Source organism: Actinomadura vinacea (assembly GCF_039532545.1).
Lineage (GTDB): Bacteria > Actinomycetota > Actinomycetes > Streptosporangiales > Streptosporangiaceae > Spirillospora > Spirillospora vinacea.
This window is the reverse complement of record NZ_BAAARW010000011.1, coordinates 749,181-765,557: the sequence shown is the minus strand read 5'-3', so window position 1 is coordinate 765,557 and position 16,377 is coordinate 749,181. Positions and strand designations below refer to the sequence as shown.

General features: G+C 72.1%; 14 protein-coding genes. 8 read left to right on the top strand and 6 right to left on the bottom strand.

Going from position 1 to position 16,377, the window contains the following annotated elements:
* Positions 1-24: 24 nt before the first annotated feature.
* The 7 genes from ABD340_RS15190 to ABD340_RS15160 all read left to right on the top strand — a co-directional run bounded on the left by ABD340_RS15190 (position 25) and on the right by ABD340_RS15160 (position 8,908).
* Positions 25-1,632, top strand: coding sequence for a carboxyl transferase domain-containing protein (locus ABD340_RS15190; protein WP_344589578.1), 1,608 nt, complete (start codon positions 25-27; stop codon positions 1,630-1,632).
* Positions 1,633-1,664: 32 nt separating this feature from the next.
* A complete protein-coding gene (locus tag ABD340_RS15185) occupies positions 1,665-3,644 on the top strand; it encodes an ATP-binding protein (protein WP_344589629.1) in 1,980 nt (659 codons plus the stop codon).
* A 4-nt stretch (positions 3,645-3,648) separates the two neighbouring features.
* Positions 3,649-4,575: a hydroxymethylglutaryl-CoA lyase gene (locus ABD340_RS15180; RefSeq protein WP_344589577.1), complete on the top strand. Its 927-nt coding sequence runs from the start codon at positions 3,649-3,651 to the stop codon at positions 4,573-4,575.
* Entirely contained in the window at positions 4,572-5,720 is a 1,149-nt protein-coding gene (locus ABD340_RS15175) for an acyl-CoA dehydrogenase family protein (protein ID WP_344589576.1), read from the top strand. Before ABD340_RS15180 ends, ABD340_RS15175 begins: the two co-directional genes overlap by 4 nt.
* A 69-nt stretch (positions 5,721-5,789) precedes the next feature.
* Positions 5,790-6,560 (top strand): NACHT N-terminal Helical domain 1-containing protein, encoded by a 771-nt coding sequence (locus tag ABD340_RS15170; RefSeq protein WP_344589575.1) that lies wholly within the window; start codon positions 5,790-5,792, stop codon positions 6,558-6,560.
* On the top strand, positions 6,443-7,018 hold the full coding sequence (locus ABD340_RS15165; RefSeq protein WP_344589628.1) for an NACHT domain-containing protein: 576 nt from the start codon (positions 6,443-6,445) through the stop codon (positions 7,016-7,018). The genes ABD340_RS15170 and ABD340_RS15165 overlap by 118 nt, the downstream gene beginning before the upstream one ends.
* Positions 7,019-7,342: 324 nt before the next feature.
* Positions 7,343-8,908: a DHA2 family efflux MFS transporter permease subunit gene (locus tag ABD340_RS15160; RefSeq protein WP_344589574.1), complete on the top strand. Its 1,566-nt coding sequence runs from the start codon at positions 7,343-7,345 to the stop codon at positions 8,906-8,908.
* A gap of 70 nt (positions 8,909-8,978) precedes the next feature.
* On the opposite strand, the gene ABD340_RS15155 is transcribed toward ABD340_RS15160, so the two are convergent.
* Both ABD340_RS15155 and ABD340_RS15150 read right to left on the bottom strand, forming a co-directional pair.
* Complete coding sequence (locus ABD340_RS15155; protein ID WP_344589573.1) at positions 8,979-10,529, bottom strand: AMP-binding protein; 1,551 nt, start codon at positions 10,527-10,529, stop codon at positions 8,979-8,981.
* A 67-nt stretch (positions 10,530-10,596) separates the two neighbouring features.
* Positions 10,597-10,827 carry a DUF397 domain-containing protein gene (locus tag ABD340_RS15150; RefSeq protein ID WP_344589572.1) on the bottom strand — a complete coding sequence of 77 codons (231 nt, stop codon included), beginning with the start codon at positions 10,825-10,827 and terminating at the stop codon, positions 10,597-10,599.
* A gap of 195 nt (positions 10,828-11,022) precedes the next feature.
* On the opposite strand from ABD340_RS15150, the gene ABD340_RS15145 reads away from it, so the two are divergent.
* The gene (locus tag ABD340_RS15145; protein WP_344589571.1) at positions 11,023-11,640 is read left to right on the top strand and encodes an ATP-binding protein; all 618 of its coding nucleotides are present in this window, start codon (positions 11,023-11,025) and stop codon (positions 11,638-11,640) included.
* A gap of 277 nt (positions 11,641-11,917) precedes the next feature.
* Here ABD340_RS15145 and ABD340_RS15140 read toward each other — a convergent pair whose 3' ends face one another.
* From ABD340_RS15140 to ABD340_RS15125, 4 genes are all read right to left on the bottom strand, one after another.
* Positions 11,918-13,357, bottom strand: coding sequence for an alpha,alpha-trehalose-phosphate synthase (UDP-forming) (locus tag ABD340_RS15140; RefSeq protein WP_344589570.1), 1,440 nt, complete (start codon positions 13,355-13,357; stop codon positions 11,918-11,920).
* A gap of 168 nt (positions 13,358-13,525) precedes the next feature.
* Complete coding sequence (locus ABD340_RS15135) at positions 13,526-14,233, bottom strand: DUF6348 family protein (RefSeq protein WP_344589569.1); 708 nt, start codon at positions 14,231-14,233, stop codon at positions 13,526-13,528.
* Positions 14,234-14,966: 733 nt separating this feature from the next.
* Positions 14,967-15,764: a PCRF domain-containing protein gene (locus ABD340_RS15130; RefSeq protein ID WP_344589568.1), complete on the bottom strand. Its 798-nt coding sequence runs from the start codon at positions 15,762-15,764 to the stop codon at positions 14,967-14,969.
* 64 nt (positions 15,765-15,828) lie between these two features.
* Entirely contained in the window at positions 15,829-16,293 is a 465-nt protein-coding gene (locus tag ABD340_RS15125) for a DoxX family protein (RefSeq protein ID WP_344589567.1), read from the bottom strand.
* Positions 16,294-16,377: the final 84 nt, after the last annotated feature.

The following is a 16,377-nucleotide window of genomic DNA, read 5'->3' as shown; positions in this document are numbered from 1 at the left end:
ACTTGGGTGGGCAAGGGGCGGACGATGAGCGGACCACCGGAGCTGGGCACCCGCGCCGATCCCGGCGGCGAGGCGTTCAAGGGCAACGCCGCGCACAACGAGGCGCTGGCCGCTGAGTTGCGCAAGCACCTCGGCCGGGCCGGCGAGGGCGGGCCGCCGCGGTCCCGTGAGCGGCACGTCGCACGCGGCAAGCTGCTCCCCCGCGACCGCGTGGACGCCCTGCTCGACCCGGGATCGCCGTTCCTGGAACTGGCGCCGCTCGCGGCGCACGGGATGTACGACGACGAGGCCCCGGGCGCCGGGATCATCACCGGGATCGGCCGGATCGCGGGCCGCGAGTGCGTCGTGGTCGCCAACGACGCGACCGTCAAGGGCGGCACCTACTACCCGATGACGGTGAAGAAGCACCTGCGCGCGCAGGAGGTGGCCCTGCACAACCGGCTGCCGTGCGTGTACCTGGTGGATTCCGGCGGCGCGTTCCTGCCCCGCCAGGACGAGGTCTTCCCCGACCGGGAGCACTTCGGGCGCATCTTCTACAACCAGGCCACGATGTCGCGCGCGGGCATCCCCCAGATCGCGGCGGTGCTGGGCTCGTGCACGGCGGGCGGCGCCTACGTCCCGGCGATGAGCGACGAGGCCGTGATCGTCCGCGGCCAGGGCACCATCTTCCTGGGCGGGCCGCCGCTGGTGAAGGCGGCCACCGGCGAGGTCGTCTCGGCCGAGGAGCTCGGCGGCGGCGAGCTGCACTCGCGCACCTCGGGCGTCACCGACCACCTGGCCGAGAACGACGCGCACGCGCTGGCGATCGTCCGCGACATCGTGGGCACGCTCGGGCCGCGCGAGCCGCGCCCCTGGGACGTCGCCGCCCCCGCGGAGCCCGCCCGCGATCCGGGCGAGCTGTACGGCGTCGTCCCGCCCGACCCGCGCACCCCCTACGACGTGCGCGAGGTGATCGCCCGGATCGTGGACGGCAGCCGGTTCCAGGAGTTCAAGAAGGAGTACGGGACGACGCTGGTCACCGGGTTCGCCCGGATCCACGGCCACCCGGTCGGGATCGTCGCCAACAACGGGATCCTGTTCGGCGAGTCGGCGCTGAAGGGCGCGCACTTCATCGAGCTGTGCGACCGGCGCTCGACCCCGCTGGTGTTCCTGCAGAACATCACCGGTTTCATGGTCGGCCGCGAGTACGAGGCGGGCGGGATCGCCAAGAACGGCGCCAAGATGGTCACGGCGGTGTCGTGCGCGCGCGTCCCGAAGTTCACGGTGGTGATCGGCGGGTCGTTCGGCGCGGGGAACTACGCGATGTGCGGCCGGGCGTACGCGCCCCGGTTCCTGTGGATGTGGCCGAACGCGCGGATCTCGGTCATGGGCGGCGAGCAGGCCGCGAGCGTGCTGGCCACGGTCCGCCGCGACCAGCTCGGGGACGAGTGGACCGCGGCCGCCGAGGAGGAGTTCAAGGCCCCGATCCGCGACCGGTACGAGCGGCAGGGCAACCCGTACTACTCCACCGCCCGGCTCTGGGACGACGGCGTCATCGACCCGCGCGACACCCGCCGGGTGCTCGGCCTGGGCCTGTCGGCGGCCGCGAACGCGCCGCTGGAGCCGGTCGGCTACGGCGTCTTCCGGATGTGAGCGGCGGGTCCGACGATGTGGAGATCCTGATGATGTTCGACAGCGTCCTGGTGGCCAACCGGGGGGAGATCGCCGTCCGCGTGTTCCGGACGCTCCGCCGGCTCGGGATCGGCTCGGTGGCCGTGCACACCGCGGCCGACGCCGGGGCCCCGCACGTACGGGACGCCGACGAGGCGGTGCTGGTCCCGTCCTACCTGGACATCGACGCGATCATCGGGGCCGCGCGCGGCGCCGGGGCGCGGGCGATCCACCCGGGGTACGGGTTCCTGGCCGAGAACGCCGCGTTCGCGCGGGCCTGCGCGGACGCCGGGATCGTGTTCGTCGGCCCGCCTGCCGGCGCGATCGAGACGATGGGCGACAAGATCCGGGCCAAGCGGACGGTCGCCGAAGCGGGCGTCCCGGTGGTGCCCGGCCGCGACGAGCCCGGCCTGTCGGACACCGAGCTGGCCGGGGCCGCCGTCGCGATCGGGTTTCCCGTGCTGCTCAAGCCGTCCGCGGGCGGCGGCGGCAAGGGCATGCGGCTGGTGCGCGAGGAGGCCGGGCTGGCCGACGCGATCGCGGCCGCCCGCCGCGAGGCGGTCGCCTCGTTCGGCGACGGCACGCTGCTGGCCGAGCGGTTCGTCGAGAACCCCCGGCACATCGAGATCCAGGTGTTCGCCGACGCGCACGGCGGCGCGGTCCACCTGGGCGAGCGCGAGTGCAGCCTGCAGCGCCGGCACCAGAAGATCGTCGAGGAGGCGCCGTCGCCGCTGCTGGACGCCGCGACCCGGGCGCGCATGGGCGCCGCGGCGGTCGCGGCGGCCCGCGCGGTCGGCTACACCGGCGCCGGGACGGTCGAGTACATCGTCTCCGCCGACCGTCCGGGCGAGTACTTCTTCATGGAGATGAACACCCGGCTCCAGGTCGAGCACCCGGTCACCGAGCTGGTCACGGGCCTGGACCTGGTCGAGCTCCAGCTGCGCGTCGCGGCCGGGGAGCCGCTGCCGTTCGCGCAGGACGACGTCGCGCTGCGCGGGCACGCGGTCGAGGCCCGCGTCTACGCCGAGGAGCCGTCCCGCGGATTCCTGCCGACCGGCGGGCGGGTGCTGGCGCTGGACGAGCCGTCCGGCGAACACGTCCGCGTCGACTCGGGCCTGGCCGCGGGCACCGAGGTCGGCGGCTCGTACGATCCCATGCTGGCCAAGGTGATCGCCTGGGGCGCGGATCGCGCCGAGGCGCTGCACCGGCTCGACCGGGCGCTGGGCTCGTACACGCTGCTGGGCGTCCCGACCAACGTCCCGTTCCTGCGCGAGCTGCTGCGGCACCCCGACGTGGCCGCGGGACGCCTGGACACCGGTCTGGTCGAGCGGTCCCTGGACGGGCTCGCCGCCGCGCCGCCGGTCCCGCCCGAGGCGCTCGCCGCCGCCGCGCTCGAGCGGATGCTCGCGCTGGAGACCGGTGACCCCGACCCCTGGGCCGTCCCGGACGGCTGGCGTCCCGGCGCCCCCGCCTGGACCACGTGGATCATCACGCCGGCCGGCGGCGGCCCCGTCGAGGTCCGGGTCCAGGGCCGCGCGCACGACGCGCTCGTGGCCGTCGGCGGCGCCGGTCCGGTACCCGCGTCGCTGCGCGCCGACGGGCCGTCGTCGCTGGTCCTGACCTACGGCGGGCGGACGGTCGCGTTCGCGGCGGCCCGCGCGGACGCCACCCTGTGGCTGGGACGGGGCGGGCGGGCCTGGGCGCTGGCCGAGCACGTCCGGGCCGAGAGCGGCGCCGCCGACGCCGCCGCCGGGGACGGCGTGCTGCGCAGCCCCATGCCGGGTACGGTCCTGGCGGTCAAGGCGGCCGAGGGCGACCAGGTCGCCGAGGGCCAGGCCCTCGTCGTGGTCGAGGCGATGAAGATGGAGCACACCGTCACCGCGCCGGTCGCGGGCGTGGTCGTACGGTTGCCGGCCCGTCCGGGCGCCCAGGTCGCCCTGGACGCCGTGCTGGCCGTCATCGAGAGCCCTGTGGTCGAGAATAAGGAGGCGTGAGGCGATGCGGGTAACGCTGGACGGGCTCCCGGAGCGGGTGACGATCTACGAGGTCGGGCCGCGCGACGGGCTGCAGAACGAGAAGACGGTCGTCCCGGTCGCCGACAAGGCCGAGTTCGTCGGGCGGCTGGCCGAGGCCGGGCTGGAGACCATCGAGACCACCAGCTTCGTCCACCCCAAGTGGGTCCCGCAGCTCGCCGACGCCGAGGAGCTGCTCGCCGCGCTGCCCGGCCCGGCGGCGTCGCCCCGCCCGGTGCTCGTCCCGAACGAGCGCGGGCTCGACCGGGCGCTCGCCCACGGCGTCACCGAGATCGCGGTCTTCGGCAGCGCCACCGAGTCGTTCGCCCGCCGCAACCTCAACCGGACGATCGAGGAGTCCCTCGCGATGTTCGCGCCGGTCGTCGAGCGGGCGCGGGCGGAGGGGCTGTGGGTGCGCGCGTACGTGTCCATGGCCTGCGGCGACCCGTGGGAGGGCGAGGTCCCGATCGAGCAGGTCGTCTCGGTCGCCGGGCGGATGATGGACATGGGCTGCTCCCAGCTGAGCCTCGGCGACACCATCGGCGTCGGCACCCCCGGCCAGGTCACGGCCCTGATCGAAGCGATGGTCGAGGCCGGGATCGGCGCCGACCGGCTCGCCGTCCACTTCCACGACACCTACGGCCAGGCCCTGGCCAACACCCTGGCCGCGCTGCGCGCCGGGGTCACGGTCGTGGACGCCTCGGCGGGCGGGATCGGCGGCTGCCCGTACGCCGAGAGCGCCACCGGGAACCTCGCCACCGAGGACCTGGTGTGGATGCTGCACGGGCTCGGCATCGAGACGGGCGTCGACCTCGACCGGCTCGCCGAGACCAGCCGCTGGATGGCCGGCCGGCTGGGCCGCCCCAGCCCGTCCCGGGTCGTCCAGGCCCTGAACCCGAAGGAGTCAGAATGATCGACTTCACGCTCACCGACGAGCAGGAGGAACTGCGGCGCACCGTGGAACGGTTCGCCCGCGAGAGCGTCGCCCCGGTCATCGGTGACCTGTACGAGCGGGGCGAGTTCCCCTACGAGATCGTCGCCGCGATGGGGAAGATGGGCCTGTTCGGCCTGCCGTTCCCCGAGGAGCACGGCGGCATGGGCGGCGACTACTTCGCGCTCTGCCTGGCCCTGGAGGAGCTGGCCCGCGTCGACTCCTCCGTCGCGATCACGCTGGAGGCCGGGGTGTCGCTGGGCGCGATGCCGATCCACCGGTTCGGCTCGGAGGCGCAGAAGGCCGAGTGGCTGCCGCGGCTGACCTCGGGCGAGCGGCTGGCGGCGTTCGGGCTGACCGAACCGGGCGGCGGCTCGGACGTGCCCGGCGGCATGCGCACCACCGCGCGGCTGGACGGCGACCACTGGGTCGTCAACGGGACCAAGTCGTTCATCACCAACTCCGGCACCGACATCACCGCGTTCGTCACCGTCACGGCGCTGACCGGCGAGGGCGAGATCTCCACCGTCATCGTCCCGAACGGAACCCCGGGCTTCACCGTCGGGAAGAAGTACTCCAAGGTCGGCTGGTCGGCGTCCGACACCCGCGAGCTGTCGTTCGACGACGTGCGCGTCCCCGCGGGGAACCTCGTGGGCGAGCGCGGCCGCGGCTACGCCCAGTTCCTGCGCATCCTGGACGAGGGCCGCATCGCGATCGCCGCGCTGTCGGTGGGCCTGGCCCAGGGCTGCGTGGACGAGTGCCTGCGCTACGTCCGCGAGCGCGTGGCGTTCGGCAAGGAGATCGGCCGCTACCAGGCCATCCAGTTCAAGATCGCCGACATGGAGCTGCGCACCCACACCGCCCGCCTGGCCTACTACGCGGCCGCGTCCCGGCTCCTGGCCGGGCAGCCGTTCAAGAAGGAGGCGGCCATCGCCAAGCTCGCCGCCTCCAACGCCGCCATGGACAACGCCCGGGAGGCCACGCAGATCTTCGGCGGCTACGGTTTCATGAACGAGTACCCCGTCGGCCGCTTCTACCGGGACGCCAAGATCCTGGAGGTGGGTGAGGGCACCTCGGAGGTCCAGCGCATGCTCATCGCCCGCGCCCTCGGCCTCCCCCCGTCCTGACGCGGCCACGGTTCACCCCGGCGCCCGGTTGCGGCCATACTGGGGGGCCGTTCGGGAATCGGGGGTGCCGTGTCCGACCTCTCCGACGCGGCCCTGCTCGCCGACGACATGGACGCCGTGAAGCCGGCGCGGCGGCTCCGCGCGACCCTGCCCGCGCGCCAGGCCGGGACTCAGCTCGGCGAGGCCGGCTCCCGGCTGTACGAGGTGACGCTGGACGAGTGCTGCGGCTGCCTGGCGCGCATCATCGTGCATCTGCCCGAGTTCGAGCCGCGGGCGGCCGCGGAGACGCTGGGCCGGCTCACCGGGCTCGCCGACCAGGTCGCGGCCGTGCTCGTCCGCCTGCCCGCGCGGTCGCTCACCGCGCCGGAGGGCCGGTCCGACGACGCCGAGTTCACCCGCCGGTACCTGGCCTCCCTCAGCGAGAACCTCGACAGCCTGGAGTTCTTCGGCGTCCGGTTCGAACGGTTCACCCGCCCCCAGACCACGCTCAGCGTCGCCTATATCAACGTGAACGCGTCCGCGGAGGGCGGCCCCCCGGGCCGAGCCGGGGCCCGCGCCGATCGCCGACTGGCGCGGCGAGCGCCGCGCGGGCGGGGCCGTCCGGGTGGAGGCCGCGCTCGGCGGCCACCGGCTGACGCTCGTGCGCGGGGAGGCCGGCGGCGGCAAGAGCACGCTGCTGCGCTGGCTCGCCGTCACGGCCGCGCGGCGCGTTCACCGGCGAGCTGGCGAACTGGAACGGATGCGTCCCGTTCCTGGTCAAGCTGCGCAGCCACGCGGGCGGTGCGCTGCCCCGCCCCGAGGAGTACCTGGACGACACGGCCCCGCACCTCGCCGGGCTGATGCCCCGCGGCTGGGTCCACGGGCGGCTCATGTCCGGGCGGGCGCTGCTCCTGGTCGACGGGGTCGACGAGGTCACCGCGTCGCAGCGGCAGGCCGTGCGGCAGTGGGTGCGCGGACTGGCCGGTGAGTTCCCCGGCATCCGCGTCGTGGTCACCTCGCGGCCCGCGGCGGCGGCCGCCGACTGGCTGCGCGCGGAGGGATTCGCGACCTCGTTCCTGGAGCAGCTCGGCCCCGCCGACCTGAACGATTGTGAGAAGGTGGCCGATCTCGGCCCGCTGGCTGCGGCACCGCAGCTGCGGGAGCTCATGCTCCTGAACATGTCGCGGGAGGTCGACCTGTCACCGCTCGCCGGAAACCGGAGGCTGACCGTCACCGTCTCGCCCGGCCAGGAGGTGATCAACGGCGAGGCGTTCGGACGTCGGCTACGGTCCCCCGGATGGCGAGACGCCGTGGGGTAGCGGTGTTGGGTGGGTCACATCGCAGGGCTCTGCGATGATTTCTGGGGGCATGTGCGGTCTGTCCTCGTGACCCGGCCAGGTGGGCCGGGGGGAGGGTCTCGGATGCGTCACAGCCGCTTGACCTCCATCTAGCTGGAGGTTCGAGGGTGATTGCGGGAACAGGGCCGTTTTGTCGGACCCCGGTGGAATACTCCCTGGGCCCTGCAAGTTAAATGGTTGGCAAAAGTGTCAGTCACTGCAGTATTTTGCTGCGACACCCCCCAGCCCTCTCGACCCCCTCAACGCTGCCCGCACGCCCGCGTGCCTTGAAGATTGGACTGCAAGTTGACCGCTTCCGCGTCTCGCAAGGCGTCGGACGACCCCGGCCCCAAGGCCGGGGACCCAGGCGGAGGGCTTGACCGCGGCGTGTTCGCGGTCGCGATGGTCGTCGTCCTCGGCGCGATCATGGCCATCCTGGACGTCACCGTCGTCAACGTCGCGCTCAAGCACCTCTCCGAGGACTTCGAAGCGCCACTGAGCACCATCCAGTGGGTGGCCACCGGCTACACGCTCGCGCTGGCCACGGTGATCCCGGTGACCGGCTGGGCGTCGGCCCGGTTCGGCACCAAGCGCCTCTACATGATCTCGATCGCGCTGTTCGTGGCGGGCTCGGCACTGGCCGGGCTGGCCTGGAACGCCGAGTCGCTGATCGCCTTCCGGGTCCTGCAGGGCCTGGGCGGCGGCATGATCATGCCGGCCGGCATGACGATCCTGACCCAGGCCGCCGGGCCGCAGCGGGTCGGCCAGGTGATGAGCGTGGTCGGCATCCCGATGCTGCTCGGCCCGATCGCCGGCCCGATCCTGGGCGGCTGGCTGGTCGACGACGTCTCCTGGCGCTGGATCTTCTACATCAACGTGCCGATCGGCGCGCTCGCCCTCGTCCTGTCGGCCCGGATCCTCAAGCGCGACGAGGCCAAGCCGACCGAGCGGCTGGACTTCCTCGGCCTGATACTGCTGTCCCCCGGCCTGGCAGGCCTGCTGTACGGCCTGGCCACGGGCGCCGAGAAGTCCGACTTCGCCCGTACCGACGTGCTGATCACCGCGGTCGGCGGCGCGGTGCTGGTGCTCGCGTTCGGCGTGCACGCGCTGCGCCGCTCCAACACCAACCCGCTGATCGACCTGCGGCTCTTCCGTCGCCGCTCGGTCGCCGCCGCCTCGGGCACCCTGGTGCTGTTCGCGTGCTCGTTCTTCGGCGCGATGCTGATCCTGCCGCTGTACTACCAGACGGTGCGCGGTGAGACCGCGTTCGCCTCCGGCCTGCTGCTGGCGCCGCAGGGCATCGGCGCGATGCTCACGATGCCGATCGGCGGCCGGCTCACCGACAAGCTGGGCCCCGGCAAGGTGGTCCTGGTCGGCCTCGCGGTCGTGGTGGCGGGCGTGGCGGGCTTCGCCACGCAGCTGACCGTGGACGCCTCGTACTGGTACCTGGGCATCGCCCTGTTCGTGATGGGGCTCGGCATGGGCATGACCATGATGCCCACCATGTCTGCGGCCATGCAGACGCTGCAGCACGACGAGGTCCCCCGGGCCAGCACCTCGCTGAACATCATCCAGCAGGTCGCGGCCTCGATCGGCACCGCGTTCATCGCCGTCCTGCTGACCGCCCAGATGCGCGACCGGGGGCTGGAGAGCAGCGGCATGGGCGGTGAGGCGCCGGCGGCCGGGCAGGTCCCGCCGGAGATCCTGCAGCAGATCATGACCAAGATGGCCGACGCGTTCCAGACGACCTACTGGTTCTCGCTGGGGCTGCTGGTGTTCGCCTTCCTCCCGGCCCTGCTGCTGCCGCGCCGCAAGCCGGCGGTGCCCGACGCCGACACCGTGCCGGCCGAAAAGCCCATGGTCATGCACTAGACCCTGGTGCCGCGTCACCCGACGCCCCGTCCTGGAGTGCCCGGGACGGGGCGTTTCCCGTCCCGCGGCCTCAGGCGGTCGGCGTGCTCTGCTGCCCTTTCCAGTAGTCGTCGCGCAGCAGGCGCTTGTAGAGCTTGCCGGTGGGATGCCGGGGCAGCTCGTCCCGGAAGTCGACGGAGCGCGGGCACTTGTAGTGGGCGAGGTGCTCGCGCGTGTAGGCGATCAGCTCGGCCGCCAGCTCCGGACCGGCCCGGTCCGGGTCCTGGGGCTGGACGACGGCCTTGACCGCTTCGCCCATCTCGGCGTCCGGCACCCCGAACACGGCCACGTCGGCGACCTCCGGGTGGACCGCCAGGACGTTCTCGGCCTCCTGCGGGTAGATGTTCACCCCGCCACTGATGATCATGTAGGAGCGGCGGTCGGTGAGGTAGACGAAGCCGTCCTCGTCCACGTAGCCGACGTCGCCCAGCGTGCTCCAGCCGTGCCCCCAGGGGTCGTGGGACGCCTTGGTCTTGGCTTCGTCCCCGTGGTACTCGAAGGCGGGCCCCTCGCTGAAGTAGAGCGTCCCGGGCGTTCCGGGCGGGACCTGGTTCCCGTCCTCGTCGCATACGTGCACCTTGGCGAGCAGGGGGCGTCCCACCGTGCCCTTGTGGGCGAGCCAGTCCTCGGAGTTGGTGTAGACGAAGCAGTTGCCCTCGGTGCCGGCGTAGTACTCGTGCAGGACCGGGCCCCACCAGTCGATCATCTGCTCCTTCACCGGGACGGGGCAGGGCGCGGCGGCGTGCACGGCATAGCGCAGCGTCGACAGGTCGTACTTGGCGCGGGTCTCCTCGGGGAGCTTGAGCATGCGGATGAACATGGTCGGCACCCACTGGCTGTGGGTGACGCCGTACTTCTCGATCGCCGCCAGCGCACCCTCTGGGTCGAACTTCTCCATCACCACGACGGTGGCGCCGAATCGCTGGAACGTCAGGCAGTAGCGCAGCGGAGCCGCGTGGTAGAGCGGCGCGGGTGACAGGTAGACCGAGTCGCCGTCGGCTTGGAAGAGCAGCGATATCAGGTGGAAAAGCGGTCCCGCCTGCCCCATGGGCGCGCGGGAGAGCTCCGGCTTGATGCCCTTGGGGCGGCCCGTGGTGCCCGAGGAGTAGAGCATGTCCACGCCCTCGCACTCGTTCTCGATGGGGGTCGCGGGATGCTTGGCGACCTCGTCCTCGTAGGGGAGGAAGCCGGGCGCGGTGCCGTCCAGCATCAGGCGCAGCCGGACGCCGGGGGTCTCGTCGGTGATGGCGGTGGCGGTGCCGGCGAGCGCGTGGCCGGTGATGAAGGCCTTGGCCTCGCAGTTGTCGACGATGTAGGCGAGTTCGTCGGCCTGGAGGCGGGAGCTGATGGCCGTGTAGTAGAGCCCGGACCGCTGGGCCGCCCACGCGATGGCCAGATACAGCGGATGGTTCTCCAGCATGAAGGCGATGTGGTCGCCGGGGCGCAGCCCCTCCGCGTGCAGGAGTCGGGCGAGCCGGTTGGACTCCTCGTTCAGCTCTCCGTAGGTGATGACCCGCCCGGAGCCCGCCATGATCACGGCGGGCTTGCCGGGGGTCCGTTCAGCGATCTGCCCCAGATGCATGAAACCGCACGCTACTGGGCGGAACGCCGATATGGAACGACATTCGGTTCACTGGTGGTCCGGCGGTTCAGACGAGCATGTGATCGAAATCACCGTCCTTGGCTCCGCCGACGAAAGCCTCGACCTCCTCCCGCGTGTAGATCAGGACCGGCCCGTCCGGGTACCGGGAGTTGCGCACGGCGATCTCCCCGGTGGGGAGCTCCGCCATCTCGACGCAGTTCCCGCTCGGGTTGCTCCGGCGGCTCTTCTGCCAGGCGAGTTGGACCCGCCCGACGTCCGACAGCTCGGCGCCGTCCATCTTCTGCCCCCTTTAGGCGTCCTCGCCTCCCCGAAGGGAGGTCGCGATCTCGCCCCACCCCAACGTCATGGTACGAGATGCACGTGCATTCGTTCTTGCATTCGTTCATGCAGACGGTCTTGCATCTGCACGACATGGGGAGCAAGATAGCGAACGCTCGCCCCTTACCGACCCGCACGCCTCTGGGGTTTGACAATGATCGTTGACCAGGCAGACGACGTGGCGGTCCCGACCGTCCCGAACGGGCACCGGCGCCCGCGCCACCACCAGGCGGACCACCCGGCCCGGCCGGGCGCCCGCATACCGTCGGCGGCGCGTCCGGGACCGTCCGCGCACGCCGCGGCGCCCGGCCTCGCCGGGCTCTGGCCCGCCCCGGCCGACGGCGCGCCGCGCACCGCGCGGCGGGTGCTCCCGGCCGAGAACACAGCGCCGAAGGAGGCCCGCTCGTTCACCCTGGCCACGCTGCGCGAATGGGGCCTGGACGCCCTCGCCGACGACGCGCTCGTCGCCGTCTCCGAGCTGGTGACCAACGCGCTGCAGCACGGCCTGCGCGGGCTGCCCAGGCCGCTTCCCTCGGGCCCGATCCAGCTGGTGCTGCTCGGCCATCCGCGGCGCCTGGTCGTGGCCGTGACCGACCCCGGGACGCGGCCGCCGGAGCTCATCGCGGCCGAGCCGGGCCGGTTCGGCGAGGGAGGCCGCGGTCTGCTGGTCGTGGGCGCCGTCAGCGGCGCCTGGGGCTGGGCGCCGCTGACCACCGGAGGCAAGGCCGTCTGGACGGCCTTCGACCTGCGGGATGCCCCGCACGCCGGCTGAGAACGGCCTCGCGGCCAACCGAGGGGCGCACCGAAAGCACGCTGAAGAGCTTGCCAAGCCACCGAGGATGCCCTCGGGCGCACCAGGAGTGTTGGGCGTAGCGGCGCCAGGCCATCAGGCGGCGTGAGCGAGCGCGCGGGACGGACGAACGCGACCGGGGAGGCGGCTCCGGCGACCCGGGGACCCCTGTCTGGGGCGGCCGCAAATGGCGTCTTTGGGACGATCCGAGACCGCCCTGAACGGCGTGCAGGGCGGTCTCAATACGGTGGCGCCGGGGTTAGCCCATTGCCGCGCCCAGGTGCTCCGGGTGCTGCTCCGGGTGGTGCTGCGACTGCTCCAGGGCGCTGAGGAAGTCGCGGGCCCACCGGTCCACGTCGTGCTCGATGACCCGCTTGCGCATGGCCCGCATCCGGCGCGCCTGCTCGGCGGGCTCGGCGTTCAGCGCGACCCGCAGCGTGTCCTTGAGGCCGTCGATGTCGTACGGGTTCACTTGGTACGCGCGGCGCAGCTCGGACGCCGCCCCGGCGAACTCGCTCAGCACCAGCGTGCCGCGCAGGTCCGAGCGGCAGGCCACGTACTCCTTGGCGACCAGGTTCATGCCGTCCCGCAGCGGCGTCACCACCATGACGTCGGCGGCGAGGTAGAGCGCGACCAGTTCGTCCCGGGCGTAGGAGGTGTGCATGTAGTGCACCACCGGGAAGCCGATCTCGCCGTACTCGCCGTTGATCCGGCCGACCTGCTGCTCGATCTGGTCGCGGAGCAGCTGGTACTGCTCGACGCGCTCCCGGCTCGGCGTGGCGATCTGCACGAACACCGCCTGGCCCGGCTTGAGGTGCCCGTCGCCGAACAGCTCGCCGAAAGCCTCCAGCCGCTGCGTGATGCCCTTGGTGTAGTCGAGCCGGTCCACGCCCAGCAGGATGGTGGCGTCCCCCAGGTCGGTGCGGATCTCTTCGGCCCGCTCACGCACCGAGGGACGCGCGATGAGGTCGTTCAGCTCGCCGACGTCGACTGAGATGGGGAACGCTCGGGCCCGCACGACGCGGTCGTCCCAGTAGACGTCCTGCTTGTTGTAGCGCGCATCGAGGAGCCGGCGGCACAATCGCACGAAGTTGGACGCCGCGCCCGGCAGCTGGAAGCCGACCAGGTCGGCGCCAAGCAGCCCCTCAAGGATCTGCCGCCGCCACGGGAGCTGCCAGAACAGCTCCAGCGGCGGGAACGGAATGTGCAGGAAGAACCCGATCCGCAGGTCGGGGCGGAGCTTGCGCAGCATCGCCGGGACGAGCTGGAGCTGGTAGTCCTGCACCCAGACGATGGCGCCCTCCGCGGCGACCTCGGAGGCCGCCTTCGCGAACCGGTCGTTGACCCGCACGTAGGCGTCCCACATCTCGCGGCTGTACACCGGGGGCGCGACCACGTCGTGGTAGAGCGGCCACAGGGTGGCGTTGGAGAAGCCTTCGTAGTAGTGCTCGACGTCCTCGGCGGACTGCATGACGGGCACCAGCCTCATCCCGTCGGTCTCGAACGGCTCGAGGACCTCGTCGGGCGCCCCGTGCCATCCGACCCAGGTGCCCTCTCTGCGCCGCATCACCGGTGCGATCGCGCTGACCAGGCCGCCGGGGCTGCGCCGCCAGGCGGCACCGGCTCCGGTCCCCGTGCCCGGCACCCGGTCGACCGGCAGCCGGTTGGCCACCACCACGAACTCACTGACGTTCGACACGAGCGACCAGCCTCCCGGAGAGCGTTACGATCACCATGCCCAGAATCAACCTTGTTAGGCCATTGTGTCAGGGTGACGCTAATCCGTCGCGGCCAGGTTGGGGCCGCCGGGCCGCGGCTCGTCTCCCCGCGGCGGGGCGATGCTCCCCCCGCAGGTCGGCGGCGGGTCTCAGGAAGCATGCGGGACGACCAGCGCCCAGGATTTGATCGAACCGTGCCCTTCCCAGGGGAGGTGATCGGCGATGTGCCCGAACGCCTCGCTGCTGTCGCCGTTCAGCAGCGTGACCTCGGTGATGCGGCCGCCGGGCATGTTGGCGCAGTAGACGTAGGCCCACACCGGCCGCTCGGGGATGGCGTGCCCGGTGAACAGTTCCTGGACCAGGGCCGTGACCGGCGGCCGCTCGGCGGCGACGCGCCGCACCCCCTCGGCCAGCCCGCCGAAGTCGCGGATCGCCAGTGGCCCGCAGAAGACGTCCGCGGTGCGATCGCCGCTGGTGATCATGAACGTATGGGCGCGCCGCGCCAGATCGCCGCCGGGCAGCGCCATCGCCGCGAAGACCGGGAACACGTTGTGCAGCCAGCCGTCGAGGGCGTCGGCGACGGGATGGCGCTCGCCGGTCGCGAGGCCGACGGCCTGGTCCCACGCGAACGGCTCGCCCCAGGACGGGTGGCCGACCCCGATCGGGATCCTGACGATCTTCCCGTGCGGCTCGGGGGCGGGCGTGTCCACGGCGACCCGCAGCCCGCTCTCGGGGAGGTGGACCACCGCGCCCTCGACGTGGGCCCGCAGCGCGTGCCCCTCGGTGAACAGGCGGGCGAGGAACGCCGCCACCTCCGCCGCGTCGATGTCCATGCCGGTGTCCTCGTTGACGCCCATACGGTCTCCTTCGCGGGATTCGCTCCATGGGATCCGCCGTTTCGGCGACCGCCCACCGTAGTGGGACGGAACGGGCCGGTCACCTGATTTCGATCACCCGTGGTGAGCCGCGGTGGACGGTCCGGAACGCGGCCGGGACCGGCCCGTCGACCCGAGTCAAGACCTCGGGTAAGGACGGCGCGGCAACGCCGGACGAGGGCTCCAACGCGGGGCGGCGATCCGGCGGGACGGACCGGGCCGATGACAGCGGCCTTGACAGGAGCGGCGACCAGGGGGTCGCTTCCGGCCTCCCGCCGCGGACGCCACGGGCCTCCGTGATTTCGGTCAGGCTCGCGCATCCGAGGCCGACCGCCGATGACGCCACTTGAACGGCGCTGACCTGCACATCCAACAGCTTCTTCGATTCGGTCACCACAAAATAGGGATCAAAGCGTCGAACTTTCGGCCGGCATGTGTGCGTCGAGCATTCGTGGGCAGAGGCCGCTTCCACCTGGACGCGAGCCGCCCGAGGCCGAGGGCGCGAAGATCCACGTCACCGGCTTCCACCAGATGGCAGGACGGGAGGGGGAGGTCCACCGCCCGGCGGGCCGACCGGCGACCGTTCCACACACCCGGGTTTCGGTCATGATCATTGTTGGATTACATCCCGCCCGCACAGCGGAAAAGTGAGAAAAGTGGTGGTGCGGATGGGATTAGGCGGGTCGAACCGGTTTTGGGCGCCTTTCGGTTCCGTTCACGGATGGAGGTGGCGGTGCGCGGGCTCGTCCGCCGGAATCGAGTCGGCGAGGACGCGGGCGAGGGCCTGGACCAAGGCGTTGCGCCGCGCCTCGCGAGAGGTCGCCCCCACCCCAGGGAAGTATGCGCCCGTCGGAAGATGGGTGACACCGACCGAAGACGGCGCATCCGGCGAGCGCGTGCAGTAGAAGTCGATGCGCCAGTCCGCCGCGGCCCCTGGGAGCGTCACCCCCTCATCGGCGTGCGGCCGGACGGTCACCCGCGCGGTGCGAGCCCCCGGCCGCCCCTTCAGGAGAGGGACACCGTCCAGTGAACGGACACCGTCCATGGGACGGACGCCGTTCTCGGACTTGAGGACGGCCCACGCACCGGGCCCTCCCTCCCCGGCGTGGATCGCGAGCGCCGCCCGGCGGCGGGCACCGGGCTCGCCGTCGGCGCCGGGTTCACCGTCCAGGGGCTCGGCCCGCCAGCCCTCCGGACGCCGCGCGGCCACGTCCCGGTAGTGGCACCAGAGCGGGCGGAGATCCGCCGGCTCCGCCTCGATGGTCAGGACGACGTCGTGGGCGTCGTACCGATCCCACTCCACCGGCCCGACCGCCGGCCCGACCGCCGGCCCGGACGTCGGCCCGGACGTCGGCCCGGACTCCAGCGCTGCCTCCAGGAGCTCCTCCAGGACGAGCAGGCTGCGCCGGATGCGGCGCGCGAGCCGGTGGTCGCGGAGCACGGCGGGGTCGGTGAGCCGTTCCTCCAGGCGCGCGTGCTCGGCGAACGCCGCTTCAGCCGCCGCCTCGTCCATCCGTCCATGAAAACACGCGAGCCCCCGGCGCACCGGGGGCTCACGAAGGCGGGAGGCGAGTGGGTCAGGCGTGCGCGTGGTCGCGGCCGGAGCGTTCGCGGGAGGCTTCGCCGCGGCTGAACAGCGCGCCGTCCAGGCCGATCCGGCCGCCGCCGACGCAGAGGAGCAGGAATGCGGTGGCGGCCAGGATCAGCACGAACTCGTAGCCGCCTTTGTCGACGAACAGGCCCTTGTCCATGTGCACGAACCAGAACGCGCCGAGCATGTCGAGCAGCAGCAGCAGCGCGGCGACGGGCACCAGCAGTCCGATCACCAGGGCGATGCCGCCGACCAGTTCCACCCAGATGGCGTAGTGGGCGGCCAGGCCGGGCAGCGGGATGTCCATGGCCTCGAAGCCCTTGGCGACACCGGCGTGCCCGGTCTCGTTCAGCTTCTGCCAGCCGTGCGCGATGAAGATCACGCCGAGCGCGACGCGGCCGACCAGCAGGCCCACGTCGGACAGGTAAGGGATGCGGGGTGCGGGGAGCATGGGTCCTCCAGTGCGGCTTGTCTTCCTCTGTTGTCCGTGTTCATCCGGACATGCAGAGTTGCTTGAGCGTTCAACTCTTTGTCC

Excerpts from the sequence above, each read along its gene's own strand:
- ABD340_RS15155 (WP_344589573.1), bottom strand. The coding sequence starts at position 10,529 with ATGCATCTGGGGCAGATCGCTGAACGGACCCCCGGCAAGCCCGCCGTG.
- ABD340_RS15175 (WP_344589576.1), top strand. The coding sequence starts at position 4,572 with ATGATCGACTTCACGCTCACCGACGAGCAGGAGGAACTGCGGCGCACC.
- ABD340_RS15185 (WP_344589629.1), top strand. The coding sequence starts at position 1,665 with ATGTTCGACAGCGTCCTGGTGGCCAACCGGGGGGAGATCGCCGTCCGC.
- ABD340_RS15135 (WP_344589569.1), bottom strand. The coding sequence starts at position 14,233 with ATGGGCGTCAACGAGGACACCGGCATGGACATCGACGCGGCGGAGGTG.
- ABD340_RS15180 (WP_344589577.1), top strand. The coding sequence starts at position 3,649 with ATGCGGGTAACGCTGGACGGGCTCCCGGAGCGGGTGACGATCTACGAG.
- ABD340_RS15125 (WP_344589567.1), bottom strand. The coding sequence starts at position 16,293 with ATGCTCCCCGCACCCCGCATCCCTTACCTGTCCGACGTGGGCCTGCTG.
- ABD340_RS15190 (WP_344589578.1), top strand. The coding sequence starts at position 25 with ATGAGCGGACCACCGGAGCTGGGCACCCGCGCCGATCCCGGCGGCGAG.
- ABD340_RS15150 (WP_344589572.1), bottom strand. The coding sequence starts at position 10,827 with ATGGACGGCGCCGAGCTGTCGGACGTCGGGCGGGTCCAACTCGCCTGG.
- ABD340_RS15130 (WP_344589568.1), bottom strand. The coding sequence starts at position 15,764 with ATGGACGAGGCGGCGGCTGAAGCGGCGTTCGCCGAGCACGCGCGCCTG.
- ABD340_RS15145 (WP_344589571.1), top strand. The coding sequence starts at position 11,023 with ATGATCGTTGACCAGGCAGACGACGTGGCGGTCCCGACCGTCCCGAAC.